17 protein-coding genes are annotated in these 22,495 nt (G+C 69.7%); 12 read left to right on the top strand and 5 right to left on the bottom strand.

Annotation, left to right across the window (positions count from 1 at the left end):
• Positions 1-31: 31 nt before the first annotated feature.
• Positions 32-1,357 carry a GAF domain-containing protein gene (locus tag CFW40_RS32615; RefSeq protein ID WP_088801334.1) on the top strand — a complete coding sequence of 442 codons (1,326 nt, stop codon included), beginning with the start codon at positions 32-34 and terminating at the stop codon, positions 1,355-1,357.
• 67 nt (positions 1,358-1,424) lie between these two features.
• The gene (adh, locus tag CFW40_RS32610; protein WP_088801333.1) at positions 1,425-2,948 is read left to right on the top strand and encodes an aldehyde dehydrogenase; all 1,524 of its coding nucleotides are present in this window, start codon (positions 1,425-1,427) and stop codon (positions 2,946-2,948) included.
• Positions 2,949-3,353: 405 nt separating this feature from the next.
• Here adh and CFW40_RS32605 read toward each other — a convergent pair whose 3' ends face one another.
• Positions 3,354-4,007 carry a MerR family transcriptional regulator gene (locus CFW40_RS32605; protein WP_088801332.1) on the bottom strand — a complete coding sequence of 218 codons (654 nt, stop codon included), beginning with the start codon at positions 4,005-4,007 and terminating at the stop codon, positions 3,354-3,356.
• A 219-nt stretch (positions 4,008-4,226) separates the two neighbouring features.
• Here CFW40_RS32605 and CFW40_RS32600 point away from each other — a divergent pair, with 219 nt between their 5' ends.
• The 3 genes from CFW40_RS32600 (at position 4,227) to CFW40_RS32590 (ending at position 6,234) form a co-directional block, all read left to right on the top strand.
• On the top strand, positions 4,227-5,141 hold the full coding sequence (locus tag CFW40_RS32600) for a hypothetical protein (RefSeq protein WP_256331707.1): 915 nt from the start codon (positions 4,227-4,229) through the stop codon (positions 5,139-5,141).
• Complete coding sequence (locus CFW40_RS32595; protein ID WP_088801331.1) at positions 5,138-5,602, top strand: ABA4-like family protein; 465 nt, start codon at positions 5,138-5,140, stop codon at positions 5,600-5,602. Before CFW40_RS32600 ends, CFW40_RS32595 begins: the two co-directional genes overlap by 4 nt.
• A 161-nt stretch (positions 5,603-5,763) precedes the next feature.
• Positions 5,764-6,234, top strand: a complete 471-nt coding sequence (locus CFW40_RS32590; protein ID WP_088801330.1) for a hypothetical protein — start codon at positions 5,764-5,766, stop codon at positions 6,232-6,234.
• Between the two features lie 71 nt (positions 6,235-6,305).
• Here CFW40_RS32590 and CFW40_RS32585 read toward each other — a convergent pair whose 3' ends face one another.
• From CFW40_RS32585 to CFW40_RS36820, 3 genes are all read right to left on the bottom strand, one after another.
• A complete protein-coding gene (locus CFW40_RS32585) occupies positions 6,306-7,055 on the bottom strand; it encodes a thioredoxin domain-containing protein (RefSeq protein ID WP_088801329.1) in 750 nt (249 codons plus the stop codon).
• A gap of 309 nt (positions 7,056-7,364) precedes the next feature.
• A complete protein-coding gene (locus CFW40_RS32580; protein WP_088801328.1) occupies positions 7,365-8,732 on the bottom strand; it encodes an MFS transporter in 1,368 nt (455 codons plus the stop codon).
• A gap of 418 nt (positions 8,733-9,150) precedes the next feature.
• Complete coding sequence (locus tag CFW40_RS36820; RefSeq protein ID WP_143034515.1) at positions 9,151-9,414, bottom strand: hypothetical protein; 264 nt, start codon at positions 9,412-9,414, stop codon at positions 9,151-9,153.
• Between the two features lie 460 nt (positions 9,415-9,874).
• Here CFW40_RS36820 and CFW40_RS32575 point away from each other — a divergent pair, with 460 nt between their 5' ends.
• The 7 genes from CFW40_RS32575 to CFW40_RS32555 are packed head-to-tail and all read left to right on the top strand — an operon-like array spanning position 9,875 to position 21,618.
• Positions 9,875-15,505 (top strand): type I polyketide synthase, encoded by a 5,631-nt coding sequence (locus CFW40_RS32575; protein ID WP_256992068.1) that lies wholly within the window; start codon positions 9,875-9,877, stop codon positions 15,503-15,505.
• 44 nt (positions 15,506-15,549) lie between these two features.
• Positions 15,550-15,876: a hypothetical protein gene (locus tag CFW40_RS37600; protein WP_218828943.1), complete on the top strand. Its 327-nt coding sequence runs from the start codon at positions 15,550-15,552 to the stop codon at positions 15,874-15,876.
• Positions 15,873-17,693, top strand: coding sequence for a non-ribosomal peptide synthetase (locus CFW40_RS32570; RefSeq protein WP_088801327.1), 1,821 nt, complete (start codon positions 15,873-15,875; stop codon positions 17,691-17,693). The genes CFW40_RS37600 and CFW40_RS32570 overlap by 4 nt, the downstream gene beginning before the upstream one ends.
• Positions 17,694-17,726: 33 nt before the next feature.
• Positions 17,727-19,511, top strand: coding sequence for a type I polyketide synthase (locus tag CFW40_RS32565; RefSeq protein WP_088801326.1), 1,785 nt, complete (start codon positions 17,727-17,729; stop codon positions 19,509-19,511).
• A complete protein-coding gene (locus CFW40_RS32560) occupies positions 19,508-20,749 on the top strand; it encodes a cytochrome P450 (protein ID WP_088801325.1) in 1,242 nt (413 codons plus the stop codon). The genes CFW40_RS32565 and CFW40_RS32560 overlap by 4 nt, the downstream gene beginning before the upstream one ends.
• The gene (locus tag CFW40_RS37370) at positions 20,746-20,886 is read left to right on the top strand and encodes a hypothetical protein (protein ID WP_176956306.1); all 141 of its coding nucleotides are present in this window, start codon (positions 20,746-20,748) and stop codon (positions 20,884-20,886) included. Before CFW40_RS32560 ends, CFW40_RS37370 begins: the two co-directional genes overlap by 4 nt.
• A 36-nt stretch (positions 20,887-20,922) precedes the next feature.
• Positions 20,923-21,618, top strand: coding sequence for a formyltransferase family protein (locus tag CFW40_RS32555; RefSeq protein WP_088801324.1), 696 nt, complete (start codon positions 20,923-20,925; stop codon positions 21,616-21,618).
• A 183-nt stretch (positions 21,619-21,801) separates the two neighbouring features.
• Here CFW40_RS32555 and CFW40_RS32550 read toward each other — a convergent pair whose 3' ends face one another.
• On the bottom strand, positions 21,802-22,461 hold the full coding sequence (locus tag CFW40_RS32550) for a YceI family protein (protein WP_088801323.1): 660 nt from the start codon (positions 22,459-22,461) through the stop codon (positions 21,802-21,804).
• Positions 22,462-22,495 lie beyond the last annotated feature (34 nt).

Genomic DNA, 22,495 nt, shown 5'->3' with positions numbered 1-22,495 from the left:
AAGCGACGAGCCGCAGGTGAAGAGGTGACACGTGGTCAACCCTTGGCTGGCGATGGAGACCGGTACCGATCCGGTGGAGCGCACGCGCACGGTGCGCCGGGCCCATGCCGCCTTCCTCAGCGACGGGACCGTCGCGCCACCGGTCCGCCGGGTGGTCGCCGACTCCTGGCGCCGCTCCGCCGACGCCCGGGCCGCGGCGGACGGCGCCGCACCCATCGAGCTGGACGAGGCCGCCCTGGGCGCCTACCGGAACGGGCACCCGCTGGCCCGCGCGATGCCCGTCTTCCGGGAGCTGCTGGGCAGTTTCGCGCAGGACGGCGCGCATCTGCTGGCCGTCTGCGATCCGCAGGGACGGCTGCTGTGGGTGGAAGGGCACCGCGGGGTGCGGCGCAGCGCCGAGCGGATGAACTTCGTGGCCGGCGCCCGCTGGGATGAACGGCACGCCGGCACCAATGCCCCGGGCACCGCGCTCGCCGCCGATCACGCCGTTCAGATCTTCGCCGCCGAGCACTACAACCGGCAGGTGCAGCGCTGGACGTGCGCCGCCGCCCCACTGCACGATCCGCGGACCGGACGGCTGCTGGGCGCGGTCGACATCACCGGCGGCGACCATCTGGCGAGCCCCCACAGCCTGGCGCTCGTCCAGGCCACCGCACGCGCCGCGGAAGCCCATCTCGCCTCTGATGTACCCGAGTTGGGCGTCTGTCTGTCGGCTCTCGGCCGGGACGAGGCGCTGCTGGTGGTGGACGGGCAGCGGCTGCGGCTCGGCCGGCGCCACAGCGAGATCATGGTGCTGCTGGCCCGGCACCCCGACGGGCTGACGGGTGATCAGCTCTCGGTGCTGCTGTACGGCGAGCGCGAGATGCGCCCGGTGACGCTGCGGGCCGAGCTGTCCCGGCTGCGTCATCTCGTCGGCACGCTGCTGCATTCGCGTCCGTACCGGCTGAGCCGGCCCGTCGAGACCGATCTGTCCGCCGTCGGGGAGGCCTTGGACGCCGGCGAGGTGCGCTCCGCGCTGGGCGCGTACCGCGGCCCGCTGCTGCCGCTGTCGGAGGCGCCCGGTGTACAGCGGCTGCGCGGCGCGCTGGAGGACCGGCTCCGGCGTACGCTGCTCGCCGCCCGCGACCCCGCGCTGCTGCGCGAGTGGTCGCGCACCCCCTGGGGCGAGGACGACCTGGAGGTCTGGGAAACCCTGGTGGACACCCTCCCGGAACGCTCCCCGGCCCGCAGCGCACCGATGGCGACCGCGGACCGGCTGCGGGCGGCGTACGGCCTGACGACCGGCGCCTCCTCGCGCGCCGTGCCCGCGCCCGCCGCCGCGCGCGTCGCAACGTTCACGCAACCTCCCCCGCCATAGCCTGCGCACAACGCCCGTCACACGGGAGTGGCGGGCACCGCGCCGAGAGCGATTGGGAGGCCGCACCATGGCCCGTTACGCCAGCCCGGGTTCCGCCGATGCCGTCATGAGCTACCTGCCCCGCTACGACCACTGGATCGGCGGCGAGTTCGTGGCGCCCGCACTGGGCCGGTACTTCGAGAACCCGACCCCGGTCAACGGCCAGCCGTTCACCGAGGTGGCGCGGGGCACCGCCGAGGACGTCGAGCGCGCCCTGGACGCGGCGCACGCGGCCGCGCCCGGCTGGGCCCGTACGGCCGCCGCCGAACGCGCCACCGTCCTCAACAAGATCGCCGACCGGATGGAACACAATCTGGAGGCGCTGGCGGTCGCGGAGAGCTGGGAGAACGGCAAACCCGTACGGGAGACGCTGGCGGCCGACATCCCGCTCGCCATCGACCACTTCCGCTACTTCGCGGGCGCCATCCGCGCCCAGGAAGGCTCCCTGTCGGAGATCGACGAGGACACCGTCGCGTACCACTTCCACGAACCGCTCGGGGTCGTCGCCCAGATCATCCCCTGGAACTTCCCCATCCTGATGGCGACCTGGAAGCTCGCCCCGGCACTTGCCGCGGGCAACGCCGTCGTCCTCAAACCGGCCGAACAGACCCCCGCGTCCGTGCACTACTGGATGAGCCTGGTCGCGGACCTGCTGCCGCCCGGTGTGGTCAACATCGTCAACGGCTTCGGTGCCGAGGCCGGCAAGCCGCTGGCGTCCAGCCCCCGGGTCGCCAAGGTCGCCTTCACCGGCGAGACCACCACCGGCCGCCTGATCATGCAGTACGCCTCCGAACACCTGCGGCCGGTGACGCTCGAACTGGGCGGCAAGAGCCCCAACATCTTCTTCGACGACGTCTCGTCCGCGGTGGACGACTTCCACGACAAGGCGTTGGAAGGCTTCACCATGTTCGCCCTCAACCAGGGCGAGGTGTGCACCTGCCCGTCCAGGGCGCTGATCCAGCGCGGTCATTACCAGGACTTCCTGGAAGCCGGCGTGGCGCGCACGGAGAAGATCGTCCAGGGCCATCCGCTGGACACCGACACCATGATCGGCGCGCAGGCCTCCAACGACCAGCTGGAGAAGATCCTCTCCTACCTCGACATCGGCCAGAAGGAGGGCGCCCGCGTCCTGACCGGCGGCTCCCGCGCCGAGCTCGGCGGCGAACTGGAGGGCGGCTACTACGTCCGCCCGACGATCTTCGAGGGCAACAACGAGATGCGGGTCTTCCAGGAGGAGATCTTCGGCCCGGTGGTCGCCGTGGCCCCGTTCAGCGACTTCGACGACGCGATCGGCATCGCCAACGACACGCTCTACGGCCTCGGCGCGGGCGTCTGGACCCGCGACGGCTCCACCGCCTACCGCGCGGGCCGCGCCATCCAGGCCGGCCGGGTGTGGACCAACTGCTACCACGCCTACCCGGCCCATGCGGCCTTCGGCGGCTACAAGCAGTCCGGGATCGGCAGGGAGAACCACAAGATGATGCTGGATCACTACCAGCAGACGAAGAACCTGCTGGTGTCGTACTCCCCGAAGAAGCTCGGCTTCTTCTAGACGCCCAAGAAGAGGCGCCTGAACTGGGCTTTCGCCTGTCGGGCGCCTCTTCCCCGGCCCGCTCACAGTCGGGCCCGGTGTACGCGGTAACTCCCGGTTCCTCCCTCGGCCATCCTGCTCCTGGCCAGCGCTTCGGACCAGTCGCGGACCACAGCCCCGGCTCAGGCCCCGGGCACCGCACCCCGGCTGATGCGGTCCCCCTCCTGCATGGACTGCTCGATGGGTGGTTCGCTGTTCCCGCACGCCGTCCAGGAACTTGGCGTGGTGGCGCAAGAGGACCACGATGCCCTGGCCCGCGCCGATGCGCCTGACCAGTCCTGGTGGAGGCGAGTCAGCGGCCGTGCCGTCGCCACGCACAACGCCATGCCGCACCGAGGTAATGAGCCTTTTCCCACGTGCGTGGGGTCAGCTCGTCTTCCGCTCCGGCGGCCCCTCCGCGCCGTACAGCTTCGCCGAGGCGTCCACATGGGCCAGCCTGCGCAGTGCGCTGAACACCGCCTCACCCAGTACGGTTCCGATCACCACGCTCTCCACCATGTCCTCGACCGACACCCGCCGGTCCACATACCCGAGGTCGGCGCGGGCGACCTGCTCGGCGGCGTCGGCGTAGTCGTCGAGCACTTCGACGAACGCCCCGTGCCCCAACCGGGCCATGGAGGAAAGGGCCATGGACAGGTCGGCCGCGGCGGGGTCCGACTCGTGCGTCCGCCAGCCACGCCGGGAGATGAGGTCGGCGACGACGGCATGCGCGGCCGCCGACTCGGTGTCGTCGCGCTCGATGTTCGTGTTACCGAGACGGTCCGCGGCAGCGCCGAGCACTTTGTGCAGCGGACGCACCGGATCGTCGATGGCGGTCAGTACGTCCGCGATTTCGGCCACCTTCATGCCGCCCACATCGAGCAGGGCGCGGATGAGTTGCAGCCGGCGCTCGTGGGCCTCGCCGTAGGTCGCTTGATTCGGGCTGGTCAGCTCGCCCGGAGGCAGCAGCCCTTCACGGACGTAGTACTTGATCGTCGGCACCGGCACTCCGGTTGTTCGGCTCAACTCTCCGATTCGCACTGCCGGTTCACTCCTCGACTTCGCCCCGCTCACCTCGCCGGCGCTTGCCGACTTCGCCTCCCATCATAGATAGTTGCGCTATCAGATAGCGGATAGTGCCGCTATCCATGAGGGGGAGCTATGTCTTCGTTATTTCCGTCTTCGTGGTCTGTGCCGTCGCGGTGGCCGTCGGCTCCATGGCGGTCGTGGCACCGGCCGTTGGTGCTGTTCTCGGTGGCAATGGCGGTGATGGCGGCCGTATCGGCCGTGGGGCTCGTCGCCGACGACCGCGTGCTGGTGGGCGCGCCGATCTGGTTCAAGCCGTTCAAGTTCTCGGTCTCCTTCGTGGCGTACTGCCTCTCCCTGGCCTGGATGCTTTCGCTTCTCCCCCGAGGTCGACGCGCGGGATGGTGGGCGGGGACGGTCGTCGCGCTGGCCGGCCTCGTCGAGATGGTGATCATCGTCGGGCAGGCGATGCGCGGGAAGCGCAGCCACTTCAACCACGAAACACCCTTCGACGAGGCGCTGTTCAACGTGATGGCCGTCACGGTCGTCATTCTGTGGCTCGGCACGCTCGCCGTCGCCGTGCTGTTGCTCCGTGCCCGAATCGCCGACCGTGCGTCCGCCTGGGCGATGCGCTCGGGCATCGTCCTGGCGCTGGCCGGGGCTGCCGTCGGATTCCTGATGACCCAGCCCGCGCCGGGGCAGCGGCGTGGCGTCTCCAAGGTGGTCGGCGCGCACAGCGTGGGCGTGCCGGACGGCGGTCCCTCCATGCCGCTGACCGGCTGGTCGACGACCGGCGGAGATCTGCGGATCCCGCACTTCGTCGGCATGCATGCACTGCAGCTCCTGCCGCTGCTGGTCATGGTGCTGACCGCCCTCGCACCGCGCTTGCCCCGCCTTGCCGACGGCCGGGTACGGTTGCGCCTGATGCTGCTCGCCTCGGGCGGCTACACCGCCGCCTTCGCTCTGGTCCTCTGGCAGGCGCTGCGGGGTCAGCCGCTGCTCCGGCCGGACAGCGTGACGCTGAGGGTGGCCGGCCTGATTCTGGTGGCCGTCATTCTCGGGACGTACGGATCGCTGCGGGTTCCGACTCCCCTTGCGGGCAGGCCAACTGCCGAAGACGCCAGTGCCCCGCAGGAACTCGCGTCATGACCGGATTCCTCTTTGAGCTCTCCTTCTGGCTGGCCGCACCCGTCTGGCTACTCATGATCTTCGTCCCCGCGTGGGGGCCGACCGCCCGCATCGCCGGGTCACCGGTGACCGTGGTGCCCGTACTGCTCATCTATCTCGCGCTTGCCGTCCCGGTGTTGCCCGAACTCTGGACCGCGGTCAGCAGCCCGGACCTCGGCACCTTCCGCGAGCTGACGGCACTCTCGGACGGCGCGGGAGCCATCTGGTCGCAGGTCATCGCCTGGGATCTCCTCATCGGGCAGTGGATGTACCGGGAGGCAAGACGGCTCAGGATCCCCGCCCTGCTGATGGGGCCCCTGCTCGCCTTCACGATCGTGCTGTCGCCCTTCGGGCTGCTGGCGTTCCTGGGGCTGCGAGCAGCGAGGATACGGTGTGCGGCCCGCGACGACCTCGCGGTTGCCGCGTCCCGCGAAGCCACGTAGGCCATGCACGGCCCCGCCTCGCCCGCCACAGACGGCTGATCGGCAGCTTGAGCCCACCTCCGGCACCTACTTGGCCCGCAGCCCGCCTACCCGGATACAGACCGTGAGGCTCCTGGCTGGACAGATGGTCTCGACAAACCTGTCCACCAAGAGACCGCGACGTGGCCCTCGTCGAGTGGGACACCCTCGCGGCCGCCGCGCGTACCAACTTGCTCAGCGAGCCGGTCAACTACGACACCGTCGATCTCCCCGGTGGCGCGGTCCTCCACCTCCTCGGCCACACGGAGTCGGTGTTCGCGGCCGGCACGGTGCTCGTCTTCGACGAGGCGGTGCGGGCCGCCGGCGGCCCCGAGATACCGGACGAGGGTGTGCTCCTGGTCGTCTCGAACCGGCACAACCTCGTCTTCTACCCGCTCACCGACAAGCACGTGGCCGAGGCCGTCAACGCCTTGGCACAGTTCGGGCAGGGCGCCTACGAGGATGGCCCCGGACGCCTCTCCCCTCGGGTGTTCTGGTGGCGCGCCGGCGCCCTGACATCGATCACGCTCTTCGACCAGGAAAGCCGGACGATGAGCATCTCCCCGCCCGACGCACTCATGACGATCATGCGTCGCCTGGCCGGCACCGGCTGAGGCGCACCCGCACGCGTACGCCCCCTCGCCGGCACCCTCATCTGGCTCACACCAGATCGACAAGGAGCCCCTCAGGACGGCCATTGCTCCGGCTGATACCTCATCAGTCGGAGGAACCGGGTGAGCGCCTTCCGATCGAAGAGCATCCCGAAGTACTCCTCGGGCAGCTGCACGCCGTTGATCACTGCCGTGGGCGTGCCCAGGCCGCGGGGGGTAGCTTCACCGGCCCGATCGAAGGCCCGCTCGGATCGGTCGACGAACGCGCGGTACCTCATGGTCTTGACGGCGGAGTCGAATGCCGGGCCGCGCAGTCCGGCCACCTTGCCGGCAAGTTTCAGCAGCAACGCGGTGGTGTAGCCGTCAACGGCTTCGGCCGGCTGGTGCCGGTAGAGCACGGCGTGGTACTCGGCGAACTTTCCGGCTTCCAGCGCGGCGCGCAGAGCGTTGACGGCTCTCTTCGAGCCACCGCCACCCGCCTTCTCGTCGAGGAACGACGCGAAGGTGTACTCGGTCTTCGTCTCGCGCCGCCGGGTCAGGGCGCGGAGGGCCGGTCCACCGCCGGTCACCTCGAACTCCTGGCAGACGGGGCAGCGTGGGTCCTCGTAGAGATGCACCGTGACCGGGGCCTCCGGATCCCCGACGACGATGGTGGTGCCGTCCACGTCGAGTTTCTCGGGCAGCTTCGCCGGGCCGCCATACGCGGCCTTCTTCGGCGACGGCTCCCGTGCGGTGCGTTCACCGCATCCGCTCGACAACAGCCCCGGCAGAACCAGTGTCAGCGCTAAGGCGGCCAGCTGTCTTCGGCCACGTCCCCCACTCATGTATCCCTCCCCGGATCAAGGAGAGATTAGAATAAAAGTACGAGGCTGGCAGGAAATTACCGGCATTGGTGGACTCAGGCGGAAATCCCGGGCCGGCCACCCTTCGTGCTGGCCTCGGCCCGCAGCTGCTCATGGAGTCCACTCCCGCTCCGTCACACTGCCGGCACCTACCACCAACACATGACAAACCGGCTGGTGAGCTACCCGCCCGAGAAGCTGGGGTTCTTCTGGAGACAGCAGAGCAGGCGCCTGACCCGGGCTGTTGTCCGGCAGGCGCCTTCGCTCGGCCCGCTCAGGCCAGGGCCCGGTTCACGTGGTCACTCCGTGCTGGTCACGACGGCCTGCCAGGGCGATGAACACCGCTCCGAGCACACAGGCGATGCCGGCCGTGAGGTAAGCGAGGTGGTAGCCGGTGAGCTGGTCGCTGACGGTGGCCGCGGCCAGGACCATGACCGCCACTCCGACGCTGGCGCCGATCTGCTGTGCCACGACGTTCACCGCCCCGGCGACCGCGTGCCGGTCCGGCTCGACGCCGGTGAGCCCGGAGGACGTCATCGAGGGGAAGTTCAGTCCCTGGCCGATGCCGCTGATCACCAGGCCGGGCAGCACATGCAGCAGATAGTTGCCGTCGTGCGGGGTGGTCATCCACAGCGCTGTTCCTCCGCCGATCAGGACGAGCCCGACGACCATCAGCGTGCGCGGGGTGTACCTGGCCAGCAGGCGTCCGGTGACGAAGTTGGCGGTGAGGAACACACCCGCCGACATCGGTACCAGTGCGAGACCGGACTGGAGCGGGGAGTACTTCAGCATCTCCTGGAGATACAGGGGCGCGAAGAACAGCATCCCGACCGAGGCCATGTACTGCAGGAACGCTGCCAGGCCGGCGGCCCGTACCGAGGCGATCCGGAAGAGGCCGAGGGGAAGCACCGGGTCGGCGGTGCGGTGTTCGCGCACGACGAAGAACACCAGCAAGGCCACTGCCACGCAAAGTGCGCTCCAGGCCAACGTGCCGGCACTGCTCGCGCCGACGACCACCAGGGTGAGGCCGAGAGTGCCCGAGATCGCGCCGGGCAGGTCCAGCCGGCCGCCGCGCCCGACACCACCGGGCAGCCCGGCGCGCGTCACGGACAGCACGGCCAGCCCCAGGATCACCGAGAACCACAGCACCGACCGCCAGCCGAGGAACTGGGTCAGTACACCGCCCAGCAGCACCCCGCCGCTGAAGCTCGCCGCGCCGACCGCGGCGTACACACTGAGGGCTCGGTTACGCGCCGGACCGGCCGGAAACACCTCGGTCAGCAGGGCCAGTGCGGCCGGGCCTGACAGGGCCGCGCCGATGCCCTGGACCGCCCGCGCACCGAGCAGAACGCCGGTGTCCGGCGCCACGGCCCCGGCCAGCGCGGCCACCGTGAACAGGGCGACACCGCATTCGAAGACCCGTCGTCGGCCGAAGACATCGGCCAGGCGGCCGCCCACCAGGAGGAAGCCGGCGAACGTGACGGCGTAAGCAATCATGACCCACTGGAGGGTGGCCTCGTCCAGAGCGAAGCGTGCTCCGACGGACGGCAGGGCAGCGTTGAGCACCCCGAGACCACTCACGTCCAGTGCGAGCGCTCCGGCCAGTGCCCCAAGTGCCAGGCTTGGCCTGTGCCGTGGCATCACCGCGGTACTGGTCATGCGAGCCTCCCGGGGAACTCACCGTCACGGCTTCGGCCGACGGCTGTCCGAGGGGTGTGGCGGCTGAGCCATAATCGGGCGGACACGTCACCCACAACCGCTGGGGGCGTACCGGGTCGTGCGGTCACAGGTTTCATGATTTTCATGCCGAGCAGCTTGCAGCGCCGCCCGATCGCTGTCCAGCCCGGCCCGACGCGTATGCCACCGGAACATCGCTCACGGAGCCGGCCCCACCTCCCGTCGGCCGAGGCACGGTGGCGGGCGCGCAGCGCAGTTCCGAACCGGGCGTCCTTCCGCGCTTTCGCCACAGCCAACTCCACACGCCACGAGGAAGACGATTGCGCGGCAAGAGGGCGAACCAGTCACTCGGGGGCCAAATCAGGCCAGTGCACCTTCTGACTCACAAGCCACACTTGTTTCACCATTCACAGGGTGGCAGTCTGAAGTTCGCCGGGCCGGCGAGCACCTTGCGATGCGGTTCACGCCAGTCCGCATCATTCTTCACCCGGGAAATGGATCTTGACGCTGTTCTGGCAGTGATTGTGGAGATGGGGAGTTCCGCGTGCACGTCCTCGAAGGCAATGCAGTCGCGGATCGAATTGACCAGGAAATGGACGATGTAGGCCGGTAGCAGGGCTGCCGGGCAGCGGTCCTGAATCAGATCGCGATCTGATTCAGCCACGACGACTTAACGGGGGAACGGGTCGGGTGCAGCTCTTAGTTTTTCTCCAGCCATACGTTCCCGTCCGGAGCGGGACAGCCGGCCCAGCAGGACACGGATCCCCTTGCCCCTGACCGGGATTCCTCGTATTCAGCTGCACTGCGGCACCCGACACGTCGAAGCAACGCTTCCGTGTCATGAGCCATCCCCGTGACCAGCTGTTCGGGTACCGACTCACCCTTTCGAGAAGCATCGGCCCCGGCCATGCCATCGGCACGGCCGCATGTGCGCCGCAACCACTTCCATCCCGCTGCCGGCACAGCGCAGAGGGAGTTTCTGAGCACCTGTTCATCCGGCCGAAAGCTTCATCAGTCCCTTCCCTCCGCCCCGCTGAGGAGCCGTAATGCCCCAAGAGCACGCAGCACGAGATGTGCATGCCATATCAGAGTTTCTGCTCTCTCGCGTTGTTGAGCTGTTGGACGTGCCCAAGGGCGCGGTGGATCGCTGGGCACCGATGCACCAGTACGGCCTGGACTCGCTGAAGTTGACGACTCTCGCCACCTCGTTATCCGAATTCCTCGGCTGGAAAGTTCCGGCCACCTGGATGTGGCAGTACCCGACTCTCGACGAGCTGTCCCGTGCGCTCGTCGAGGGTCCACGTGCCGCGGAGACCACCACCGCGGGCAACGACCGTCGTACGGCATCACACGAACCCATCGCGATCGTGGGCATCGGCTGCAGGTTCCCCGGCGGACCGGACCCGTCCGCGTTCTGGCGGCTCCTTGTCGAGGGCGGCGACGCCGTCGGCCCGGTGCCGGCCGCGCGACGTGACCTCCTGAACGACAAGGTGAGGTGGGGCGGGTTCATCGACGGCATCGACCGGTTCGATCCGCTGTTCTTCGGCATCTCCCCCCGCGAAGCCGTCCAGATGGACCCGCAGCAGCGTCTGATTCTGGAGCTGGCCTGGGAGGCACTGGAGGACGCGGGGGTCGCGCCCCACAGCCTCGTCGGCAGCGACACCGGCGTGTTCATGGCCTCCTGCTGGGGCGACTACGCCGCGCTGGCGCACTACCGCGGTCCCGACAGCCAGATCACCCCGCACACCGCGACCGGTATGCACGACGGCATCATCGCCAACCGCGTCTCCTACCTCCTCGGCCTGCAGGGCCCGAGCATGGCCATCGACGCCGCCTGCGCCGGATCGCTGGTCTCGGTGCACGTGGGCTGCCAGTCGATCTGGATGGGCGAGAGCGAGCTGGTGCTGGCAGGTGGCGTGAACCTGAGCTTCGTCTCCGACTACTACACCGCCATGGACCAGATGGGCGCCCTCGCTCCGGACGGCCGCTGCAAGTCGTTCGACGCCCGGGCCAACGGCTACGTCCGCGGTGAGGGCGCCGGCGTCGTCGTGCTCGCCCCGCTCAGCGTGGCGCTCGAACGCGAACTGCCGGTGTACTGCGTGATCAAGGGCAGCTCGTCGAACAACGACGGGCTGAGCAACGGCATGACCGCGCCGAACCCCCAGGCGCAGGAGAAGATGCTCCGCACCGCGTACCGGCGGGCGGGCATCAAACCGTCCCTCGTGGACTACATCGAGTGCCACGGCTCCGCCACGCCCCTCGGCGATCCGATCGAGGCCAACGCCATCGGGGCCGTCCTGGGCGGTGACCGGGCGGAGCCCCTGCGGCTCGGCTCCGTCAAGTCCAACGTCGGGCATCTGGAGGCGGCGGCGGGCATCGTCGGCCTGGTCAAACTCGCCCTGTCGATGCGCAACGGCGTGCTGCCGCCGAGCCTGCACTACGCCTCGCCGAACCCGCAGATCATGTTCGACGAGTACCGCCTCACCGTCCAGGACCGGCTGACGCCGTGGCCGAGACGGTCCGACGCGCGCCGAGGAGGCGTCAGCTCGTTCGGATTCGGCGGCGCGATCTGTCACGTCGTCGTCGAGGAGCTGCCGCGCCCCGAGAGGTCACTCCTCCTGCTGGCCGGGGACTCCCGGGAGGCGCTGGCCGAGCGGGCCCTGGCACTGCGCGAGGAGATGGACCTGTGGGCGCTGTGCAGCCGGGCACCCGGCGAGGGCAGGTTCCGGCTCGCGGCCACCGCCCACGACATGACCGAACTCAGGGCGCAGCTGCATGCCTTCGGCACCGGCGCGACGGCCGCCGGGGTGAGCGTCGGTGAGATCACCGGACGCCGGCCGCGGGTGGCGTTCCTTTTCTCGGGCAACGGTTCGCAGTGGGTGGGCATGGGCAGGCAGCTGCTCGCCGGTATGCCCGTGTTCCGACGGTCCATGATGCGCTCCGACAAGCGGATGCGCGAGCTGCTGGGCTTCTCGCTCGTCGACGAGTTGCTGTCCCCCGACGGCCGCATCGACGACATGGATGTGTTCCAGCCGCTGCTGTTCTCCCTGCAGGTCGCGCTGGCCGACGCCTGGCGCTCGCTGGGGGTGGAGCCGGACGTCGTCGTGGGACAGAGCGTCGGAGAGTTCGCCGCCTCCCACATCGCCGGCGCACTCGACTTCGAGGACGCCTCCCGCCTGGCCGCCCACCACGGCCGGCTCCTCCAGCAGCTGGCCGTCGGGCGGGGCGACGGCATCGTGGTCATGACCGGTGCGGACGACGTCAAGCAGTACCTGAGCGGCGGGCTCACCGTTTCCGGCTACAACGGGCTGAACTCCACCCTGGTCACCGGCACACCGCAAGAGATCGACGAGCTGAGCCGGCGGCTCACCGGCGACGGCGTCACGAACCACCGGGTGCGGATGGGTCACGCACCGCACTCGCCGCTGGTCGACCACGTCCTCGCCCCGCTGAGGACCGAACTCGACGGCATCACGCCCCGGAGCACCCGCATCCCGATGATCTCGACGGTCACCGGGGAGCTCGTCGACGGCGCGGAGCTCGGGCCTGACTACTGGGCGGACAACCTGCGCCAGGAGATCCGGGTGGTCGACGCCCTGACGAACCTGCGCGACCACGACATCGACGCGGTGATCGAACTCAGTCCGCACCCCGTACTGCTCAAGTCCGTGTCGGAGATCCTGACGGCGACCACCCTGCCCTCGCTCCGTCGTGGCGCCGACGAGGCCTCGACCCTGCTCGGCTCGCTCGGCGTGCTCTACACCGCCGGCCTCCCGGTCACCCCCGGCCCGTTCACCGCGGGCGACCGGAAACGGCACGTCACCCCGGGACGGGGCGAGGCCGCGGCCGACGAGCAGGTGCATCTCGTGCCTGTCACGGCGCGTACGGCGGCCGCGCTGACCGACACCTGTCGTGAACTGTCCAACCATGTCGAACGCGACACGGGCCTGCGGGTTTCCGACCTCGCCTACACACTGGCGGCCAGGCGTACCCACCACAGCCACCGGATAGCGCTGTTCGCCCGCAACCGTCAGGACGTCCTGGACGGGCTCGCCCGGGTCGCCGCCGGTCAGCCGCACCCGGACGTCGTCACGGGCACGGTCGCCGGCAACGGGGACCGGCGGGTGGCGCTGGTGTTCTCCGGCGGCGGGACGCAATGGGCCGGCATGGGCCGGGAGCTCATGCGTCGGCACGCCGGCTTCCGTAGGTGGATGAACGCCTGCGACGCCGCCGTGCGCGCGGCCGGCGGCTGCTCGGTGCTCGACGAGCTCGCCGCCCCTGCCGACCGCTCCAGATTCGACGAAATGGACTTCCAGCAGCCTGTTCTGTTCGCCTTGCAGGTCTCGCTGGCGAAGGTCTGGCTCGAACTCGGCATCCAGCCGACCGCTGTCGTCGGGCACAGCCTGGGCGAGGTCGCGGCCGCCCATATCGCCGGCGCGTTGTCCTTGGACGACGCCGCTCGCGTCGTGGTCGCCCGGTCGCACCTGCTCGAACGGGAGGCGGCCGCCGGCGCCATGATCTCGGTCGACCTGCCGGAGCAGGAGCTGCTGCCGAGGATTGCCCCGTACACCGAGCAGGTGGCCATCGCCGTGGTGAACAGCCCCACCAGCGCGGCGGTGTCGGGCTCACCCGAAGCCATCGGCGCCCTGGAGGCCGACCTCCAGGGCGCCGGGATCCCGACCCGCAGGATTCGGGTCGAAAGGCCGGTGCACAGCCCCGGCATGGATCCGCTGATCCAGCCGCTGCGCGAACGCATCGACGGCATCACCCCGCTGACGCCCACCCTCACCTTCCGCTCCACGGCACTGGCCGACACGGTGAACCCGGTCACCGACGTCGACTACTGGGTGCACAACCTGCGCAACCAGGTCCGGTTCGCCGAGACGATCGGTGCCCTGGTCGAGGACGGCGTCGGCACCTTCATCGAGATCGGCCCGCACGAGACGTTGCGCGGCGCGGTCGAGGAGATCGCGCTGTCCCGTGGTGCCCAGGTGCACGCGGTCAACTCCCTGCGGCGTGAAGAAAGTGACGTCCGCTGTCTGCTGGGGGCCGCCGCGTCCTTGTACGTCAGGGGCCTCCCGTTGACCTTCGACTCGTTGTTCGCCGACGACGTCGAGGTCGTGGAAACCCCGCTCGTGCAGTGGCAGAAGGACCGGTACTGGCTGGACACGGCCCCGCACCCCGGCGTCCCTTCGGCGCCGGTCGCCGCAACCGTGGCCGCGCCCGTGGTCGCCGGCGTGGCCGAGCCCGTGGTCGCGACGGTGGCCGAGCCCGTCGCCGAGAGCATGGAGAACAGGCCTCTGGAGGAGGTCGTCCTCGGCGAGATCGCCGACGCGGTGGGCGTGCCGGCGAGCACGTTCGGCGAGGGCGCGAGCCTGCGCGACTTCGGTCTTGACTCGATGCTGGCGCTCCGCCTCGTCAACAGGCTGCAAGCGCTGTTCGGGCAGCGGGTGTCGCCGGTGGTGTTCCTGAACGGCCGGACCATATCCGAGGTCGTCGACCACCTCATCGAGGCGATCGGCCGGCCGACGACAGCCGCGGCGGCCGACCGGGCGCCGGCCGCGGAGGTGGAACCGGCCCGGGCGTCGGAGTCGGAGCCGAAAGCGGTGGTCGTGCCGACGCCGGAGCCGCAGGCCGAGCCGGTCATGACGTTCCTCGACGAGCTGTCCGAGTTGGACACCGAGGAGCTGGTGGAGGAGTTGGCCGCGCGCGGGTTGCTGGACCCCACCGACGCACCGGCGATTGATCAGTTGCGGGCCGGCGGCCTCGGTCTCGAACTGGCACCGGCCTCGCACGGCCAGGCATCGCTGTGGTTCATGCAGATGATCGCGCCGGACGCGGTGCCGTACAACTTCATGGTGGCCGCCCGGATCCGGACCGCGGTCGACGAGAAGGCACTCGACCGCGCCGTGCGGGCCGTGATGGAGCGGCATCCCGCGCTGCGCACGCTCTTCGTCGAGGCGGGCGGCAGCCCGTACCAGGTCATCCTGGACGAACCGGTGTACGAGTTCGTCGTGGTGGACAGCACCGGCCGGGACGACGAACAAGCCCGCGAGGAACTGGCCGAGTACGGACACCTGCCGCTCGACATGGACAACGGGCCGCTGGTGCGGGTGGTGCTGATGACCCGTGGTCCGGCGGACCACTACTTGCTGGTGCTCGTGCACCACATCGCGTCGGACGCGGCATCGGCCGACGTGATGATCCGCGAACTCCAGGAGTACTACGAGGGCGTCGACCCCGCCGCCGGCGGACCGGTCGCCCCCTACACGGAGTTCGTCGAGTGGGAGCGGCAGTGGCTGGCCGGCCCGGCGGCCGACGCGGCACTGAGCTGGTGGTCGGAGAAACTGGCCGATCCGCCCGCCCACCTCGACCTGTCCCCCATGGAACGGCCTCCCGGCGTCACCTACGAAGGCCGTGACCTCACGTTCCGCTGGAGCGCCGAAGAGACCCGGCTGCTGCGGGAGTTCGCGGTGCGCGAGGGCGTGTCGATCAGCACCGTCGTGCTGGCCGGCTTCTTCGCCACGCTCAACCGCGCGGCCGGCGCCGAGGACTCCGTACTGGCCACCGCCATCGCCCAGCGCGGCGAACCCGGCTGGGAATCCGCCATCGGCTACTACCTGAACACGGTGCTGGTGCGTGCGAAACCCGCCGGTGACCGCAGCTTCCGCGACCTGCTGCGCGAGGTCCACGCCTTCTCGCTCGGCCTGCTGGAGCACATGAACTACCCCTCGACCTGCTGGCCTCCCAGCTGAAGCCGCCGAGGGCCGAGGGGCGCTCCCCGTGGTTCGACGTGGTGGTGAACTGGCTGTCCTCGGACGCGTTTCCCCGGTCCGTCAAGCTCTTCCACGGCATCGGGGAGACCATCACGCCCGACGGCGCCCTGCCGCTCGAACCGCTCCAGGTACGCAGGCACCTCGCCAAATTCGACCTGGAGATCTCGATGGCCGACATCGACGGCGAGGTCGCCGGCCACATCCAGTACAAACCGAGCTACCTGGAAAGGCAGACCGTGACGGCACTGCTCGCGCTCTACCGCACCGTGCTCTTCGACTCGATCGCCCGCCCCGACCTGGCACTCCAGGACATCGCCCCGAGCGGCTGCCCCGAGGAGACGGACCGGTGACCATAACCCTGCACTCCGAGTTCCGCGAGCAAGCGGTCAAGAACCCCGACGCGCCCGCCGTCTACTCCGACGCCGGCGTTCTGACCTACCGCGACCTGGACGAGCGGTCCCTCGTGCTGGCCGAACGGCTCGTCGCCGACGGCGCGGGACCGGGTGTCCCGGTCGGCATCTGCATCGAGCGCACCCCCGACCTCCTCGTCGGCATCCTGGCCATTCTGCGCGCCGGCTCCTGCTACGTCCCCCTGGACCCGAAGTATCCGTCCGAGCGGCTGGCCTTCATGGTCCGGGACAGCGGCACCCACCTGCTGCTGACCACGCCCGCTTCCCGGGCCGGCTGCCCGGCCGGCCCGACCCTGGTCGTGCTGGGCGAGACCGTGACGACCGAGCCCGGCGAGCGGCCCGTGCCGGTCGTGCCCGGCGACACCGCGTACCTCATCTACACCTCGGGATCCACCGGACGGCCGAAGGGCGTGGCCATCCACCACAGCGGCTGCGTTGCCATGCTGTCCGAAATGGACCGCATCCTCGAAGGCTGCGATCTGAGCGGCGTCTCGGCGGCGAGTTCGGTCTGCTTCGACATGTCCGTGATGGAGATCTTCGCCGCGCTGTGCCGCGGCGGCGCCGTCGTGCTCGTGGAGAGCGCCGTCCACCTGCCGGAGAGCCGGTACGCCGACAAGATCACCCACCTCAATGTCGTCCCGTCGGTGATGAACGGCCTGCTCGACGCCGGATGTCTGCCGGCGAACCTGCGCACGGTCGTGTTCGGCGGCGAGCCCCTGCGGCGCAAGCTGGTGGACCGGACGTACCGGGAGACCGGCGCCGACCGGGTCTTCAACGCCTACGGTCCCACCGAAGGAACCGTCTTCTGCTCGTTCGGGCCGGTGCCGGAAGGCGAGATGGGTGAGCCCTCGATCGGCACGCCGTCGGTCAGTGCCCGTGCCTACGTGCTCGACGAGAATCTGAAGCAGCTGCCGGCCGGCGTGCCCGGCGAGCTCTACATCGGTGGTGCCGGCCTGGCCCACGGCTACGTCAACCGGCCCCGCACCACGGCCGAACGGTTCGTGCCGGACCCGTTCCTGGACGGCGCACGCATGTACCGCACCGGTGACGTCGTCACGCTCACCGACGACGGTGAACTCCGGTTCAACGGCCGCACCGACCACCAGGTCAAGCTGCGCGGCTACCGCATCGAACTGGAAGAGGTCGAGGCCCGGCTGACCGGCTGCCCCGAGGTCCGGGAAGCCGCCGCCGCCGTCCGGGGCAACCGGCTCATCGGCTACGTCGTGCCCGAGGGCGACCCCCGGGACGGCGTCCGGCTGGACGCCGGACTGCAGGCCACCCTCACCGACAAGCTCGCCACCCAGCTGCCCGACTACATGGTGCCGGGCACGATCGTGTTCCTGAGCGCACTGCCGCTGGCGCCCGGCGGGAAGCTCGACCGCACCGCGCTTCCCGAGCCGCCGGCCGCCGACACCGGCGGACCCCTGACGGCCGCCGGCACGCCGACCGAGGTGGCGCTGGCGGAGATCTGGGGCCAGCTGCTCGACCTCGAACCGGCGAGCATCGACGTCCGGTCCGCCTTCTACGACCTCGGCGGCGACTCCCTGCTGCTCGTCCGGCTGGCCAGGCTGATGACCCGGCGGTTCGACCGCCGCGTCCGTGTGCCCGACCTCTTCAGCTTCCGTGACATCTCCTCCCTCGGCCGCTGGCTCGACGAGGAGAGCGGCGCCACCCCCGAGGTGGTCCAGTCGGCTCGCCTGCGCGCCCACACCCGGCGCGCCGCCCTGCGTGGCCGCGGCGCCGCCACCGGCCGCTGAGACCCCCACTCGACTCGAAGCAGGAGCCTTTCCATGACCGACAGCCCCGAGCAGGACTACGACCCCGGTGATGTGGCCGTCATCGGCATGTCCCTGCGGGCGCCCGGCGCCCGTACCAAGGAACAGTTCTGGGACAATCTCGTACACGGCAGGGAGTCCGTGTCGTTCCTGGCCAAGGACGACATCCACGTCGACGAGACCTTGATCCACAGCCCGTTCTACGTGCGGGCCTGCGGCGTCCTCGACACGTACGACAAGTTCGACCCGTCGGTGTTCGGCATCAGCGACCGGATGGCGGCCGCGATGACCCCGGAGAACCGGCTGTTCCTGGAGAGCGCGTGGGAAACGCTCGAGGACGGCGGCTACGACCCGGACCGGGTCACCGCCGAAATAGGCATGTACGGCGCCAACAACCCGCAGACCGCGGCGCTCTACAGTTCCCCGCCGGACCGGGTGTCGGTCGGCCCCGAGGCGATCGAGGCCAGCCTCGCGTGGTCGCCGGACACCATGACGTCCAACGCGCTGTACTACATGGGGCTCACCGGCGAGGCCGTCACCGTTGCCGCCGTCTGTGCCGGGTTCCACTACGCGGTGCACCTGGCCTGCCAGTCGCTGCTGCTCGGCCAGACCGACATGGCGGTCGCCGGCGGTGCGATGGTCCGTCTGCCCCACCCCCGTGGTCATCTGTGGGAAGAGAACCGCATCCTGTCCAAGGACGGCCACTGCCGCCCGTTCGACGCCAACGGCACCGGCACCGCGCTGTCCAGCGGTGTCGTCACCGTGCTGCTCAAGCCGCTGGCTCAGGCCGTCGCCGACCGTGACCACCTCTACGCCGTGGTCAAGGGTTCGGCCGTCAACAACAACGGCGTCAGCGCGATGGCCTACGGCCTGGCCCAGCCCGAGCGGCTGAGCGCGTGCATCGCCAACGCCATGGAGGTGGGCGGCGTCGCCCCGGACACCGTGTCCATGTACGAGGCCAACGGTCTCGGTATGCCGATGACCGACGAGCTCGAAGTGCACGCGGCGAGCATGGCGTTCGGCAAGCAGAGCGGCACCACCTCGATCGGCGGGGTCAAGGGCAACGTGGGCCACGGCGGTGTGGTGTCGGGCGGCTTCGGTGCGGTGAAGGCCGCGATGGCCTTGTACCACAAGAAGCTGCCGGCGACGATCAACCTGACCGAGGTCAACCAGGACCTCGACCTCCCCAGCACCCCGTTCGTGCCGCAGTGGGAGACGGCGGACTGGGCGTCGGAGTCCGGTATCCGCCGTGCGGGCATCACCTCGATCGGCGGCGGTGGCTACAACGCGCACCTGGTGCTGGAAGAGGCCCCGACGGTCGTCGAACGCACCCCGGAGGCCGAGGGCCGGCCGCGACTGGCCACCCTGTCCGCCCTGGACGACGAAGCGCTGGCACGTCAGCGCGCCCGGCTGAAGGACTGGCTGAACGCCGACCCCGACCTGCGCCTGGACGACGTCTGCTTCAGCCTCAACCTGGGCCGCAAGGTGATGTCCCGCCGGTGGGCGGCCGTGGTCCGCAGCCGTGCGGAGCTGATCGCGGCGCTGTCCGGCGATTCCCCCCGGGGCCTGGCCACCGAGACCGCTGCCGCGCCGCGGGTGGACGCCGACTCCTTCCCCCGCAGCGACAACGGGATCGTGCCGTCCGGGACGGACATACCGGCCCTGTCCGAGCTGGCCGCCGCCTGGGTGACCGGCACACAGGTGGACTTCGACTCCCTGCACCGCGGGGAGGCCAGCCACCGCGTGCCGCTGCCCACCTACCCCTTCCAGCCGCGCCGGTTCTGGCGTACGGACTGGTGACCGTGAGCACACCCGCACCGGCCACCGTGGACCTGGGTGACCCCCATACCTTCGCGGACCACGAACTCGACGGGTTCTGGCGCACCCTGCGGGACACCGCCCCGGTGTACTGGAACCCTCCGGCCGACGGCCGCCGGGGGTTCTGGGTCATCTCCCGCTACGACGACATCATGGCCACCTACCGGGACAACGTGAACTTCACGTCCGAGCGCGGCAATGTGCTCGTCACGTTGCTGGGCGGCGGTGACGCAGGGGCAGGCCGGATGCTGGCCGTCACCGACGGACACCGGCACCACGAGTTGCGCAAGATCCTTCAGCGGGTGCTCTCACCGAGGGTGCTCAACGAGGTCGCGCAGACGGTGCGGGTGAACACCCGGCAGTTGATCCGCGAGGCGGTGGAGTCCGGCGGCTGCGACTTCGCCGAGCGGATCGCCAGTCGGATCCCGATGACCACGATCTCGAACCTGCTCGGCGTGCCCGGGCAGGACCGGGACTTCCTCCTGTCGCTGACCAAGACCGCGCTGTCGACCGATGACGAGGACGTCGACGAAGTCGACTCCGAGATGGCCCGCAACGAGATCCTGATGTACTTCATGGACCTCGTCGAGGAGCGGCGCGAGTCACCGGGCGACGACGTGATCAGCATGCTGATCGGCAGCGCCATCGACGGTGTCCCCCTGTCCGACGAGGACGTCGTACTCAACTGCTACAGCCTGATCATCGGTGGCGACGAGACCAGCCGGCTCACGATGATCGACTGTGTCCACACCCTCGCGGACCGGCCCGAGCAGTGGCGACGGCTCAAACACGGTGAGGTCGCCGTGGAGACCGCCGTGGACGAGGTGCTGCGCTGGGCGTCCCCCACGATGCACTTCGGGCGCAGCGTCGTCCACGAGCGCGAACTGCATGGCGTACGGCTGCGGCCGGGCGAGATCGTCACGCTCTGGCACGCCTCCGGCAACCGGGACGAACGGGTCTTCGCACGGCCCGGGGAGTTCGACCTCGGCCGCACCCCCAACAAACACCTGGCCTTCGGCTACGGCCCGCACTTCTGCGTCGGCTCGTACCTGGCCAAGGTGGAGATCTCCGAACTGCTGCTCGCGCTGCGGGACTTCACCACCGGATTCGAGCAGACCGACGAGGCACTGCGCATCCGGTCCAACTTCCTGACCGGGTTCTCCACCCTGCCGGTGCGGTTCCGGCCCGATCACCGTGGACTGAAGGAGGCCGACCGATGAGCGGTACGCCCGTCGTCGTCGGCGGGGCCGGCCGGCGGGTGGTGGCGAACGCCGGCCGGCGGTACGCCCTGCCGCTCGGCACCGGAACCGCTGTCAACCGGCCCTGTGCCGTGACGGAGCGTTCTTACCCCTACTGAACCCACCCCGACCAGCGACCGCACGGAGCGCGCGTGATGAACATCTACATCTCAGGACAAGGGGCATTCGCGGTGCAGGTCGCGGATGCCCTGCTGGAGGAAGGGCACAAGATCGTCGGCGCAGCCGCCCCCCGGCTGCGCAAGGGGCATTCCGACGAGAGCAACGCGATGTCCTGGGACCGCCTGCGCTCCTGGGCGTACCCGCGGGACATACCGTGGACGGACTCGGCCGAACTGCGCGCGAGACATGTCCCGGACGGGGTGGACGTGATCGTCGCCGCGCATTCACACGCCTTTCTCGGCCGCCACACGCGCGCCAGGGCCGCCGTCGCCACCATCGGCTACCACCCCAGCCTGCTTCCCCTGCACCGCGGCCGGGACGCCATCCGGTGGACGATCCGCGACGGTGACAAGGTGACGGGCGGGAGTGTCTACCACCTCACCGAGCGCACCGACGCCGGCCCTCTCGCCGCCCAGGAGCACCTGTTCGTACCTCCGGGCTCGACCGCGCAGAGCCTGTGGCGCGAACACCTGGCCCCGCTCGGTGTGCGGTTGCTGTTGAAGGTGGTCGCCGACCTGGCCCAGGACAGGCGCATCGAGGTCCCGCAGGACGAGAAGGTAGCGACCTGGGAGCCCGCGATGGACTCGCCACCGCTGTTCAAGCCCGAACTGATCGCCCTGCCCGGAACGGCGTCCGTCGACGGCAGCAGCTGGGCACTGCACGCGCAGTGAAGGGGCGCGCCCGCACGTGTCGTCGCAGGCGTCATGCGCTGTCCTTCCCCGCTTGGACTCCCCCCGCACACCGCGCACTTCGTCGGCGGCCGCGAAACGCTGAAGCCGGTCCCGAGCCCACGCATGACCACGATGAAGTGAGAGTGTGGGCGACGGAACGCAGTGGACCTCCTTCCGGGGCAGCTACGCCGGCGGCACGGACCGGATCGCGGAGATATCGAACTGCAGCCGGACCCTCTCGCTCACCATGGCGCCGCCCGCTTCCAGACGTTGGTTGTAGACCAAGCCCCACTCGGTGCGGTCGATGGTGGTGGTGGCGTCAAAACCGGCCCGCTCATAGCCGAACGGGTCCAAGACGGAGCCGAGGTAGGCGAGTTGCAGCTCGACCGGCCGGGTGACGTCGCGGATGGTCAGGTCCCCTGTCATGCGGAAGTTCTCTGCACCCTCGTGAGTCGTGGAGGTGCTGCGGAACACCATCTCCGGGTAGCGGTTCGCGTCGAAGAAGTCGGTGCCGATGAGGTGCGCGTCCCGCTGCTCCACGCCCGTGTCGACACTGGCGACCCGGATGACGAGCTCGGCCCGGGACCGGGAAGGCTGAGCTCCGTCGAAATACAGCGCGCTGTCGTAATCGGTGAAAGCACCCCGCACCGTCGTCACCATCGCGTGGCGCACGGAGAATCCGATGCGACTGTGCGGGCGGTCGATGGTCCATTCTCCGGTCAGCGCACGGAGTGCGGGGTCGAGCTCGACCCCGGTGGTTTCGGCCGCCGGGAAAGGCGTACGAAGGCCAACAGCCTGCGTCGGCTCGGAAGTCGCGCTCTGACGACGGCTGAAGATGCCCATGCGGACGTAGCCTCCCTTGAATCGGATCACTCCG

Source organism: Streptomyces sp. 2114.4, assembly GCF_900187385.1.
Classification (GTDB): Bacteria; Actinomycetota; Actinomycetes; order Streptomycetales; family Streptomycetaceae; genus Streptomyces; species Streptomyces mooreae.
This window is presented reverse-complemented; position numbering and strand designations above follow the sequence as displayed.

Excerpts from the sequence above, each read along its gene's own strand:
- CFW40_RS32555 (WP_088801324.1), top strand. The coding sequence starts at position 20,923 with ATGAACATCTACATCTCAGGACAAGGGGCATTCGCGGTGCAGGTCGCG.
- adh (WP_088801333.1), top strand. The coding sequence starts at position 1,425 with ATGGCCCGTTACGCCAGCCCGGGTTCCGCCGATGCCGTCATGAGCTAC.
- CFW40_RS32600 (WP_256331707.1), top strand. The coding sequence starts at position 4,227 with ATGGCGGTGATGGCGGCCGTATCGGCCGTGGGGCTCGTCGCCGACGAC.
- CFW40_RS32565 (WP_088801326.1), top strand. The coding sequence starts at position 17,727 with ATGACCGACAGCCCCGAGCAGGACTACGACCCCGGTGATGTGGCCGTC.
- CFW40_RS32595 (WP_088801331.1), top strand. The coding sequence starts at position 5,138 with ATGACCGGATTCCTCTTTGAGCTCTCCTTCTGGCTGGCCGCACCCGTC.
- CFW40_RS32585 (WP_088801329.1), bottom strand. The coding sequence starts at position 7,055 with ATGAGTGGGGGACGTGGCCGAAGACAGCTGGCCGCCTTAGCGCTGACA.
- CFW40_RS37370 (WP_176956306.1), top strand. The coding sequence starts at position 20,746 with ATGAGCGGTACGCCCGTCGTCGTCGGCGGGGCCGGCCGGCGGGTGGTG.
- CFW40_RS32550 (WP_088801323.1), bottom strand. The coding sequence starts at position 22,461 with ATGGGCATCTTCAGCCGTCGTCAGAGCGCGACTTCCGAGCCGACGCAG.
- CFW40_RS32580 (WP_088801328.1), bottom strand. The coding sequence starts at position 8,732 with ATGACCAGTACCGCGGTGATGCCACGGCACAGGCCAAGCCTGGCACTT.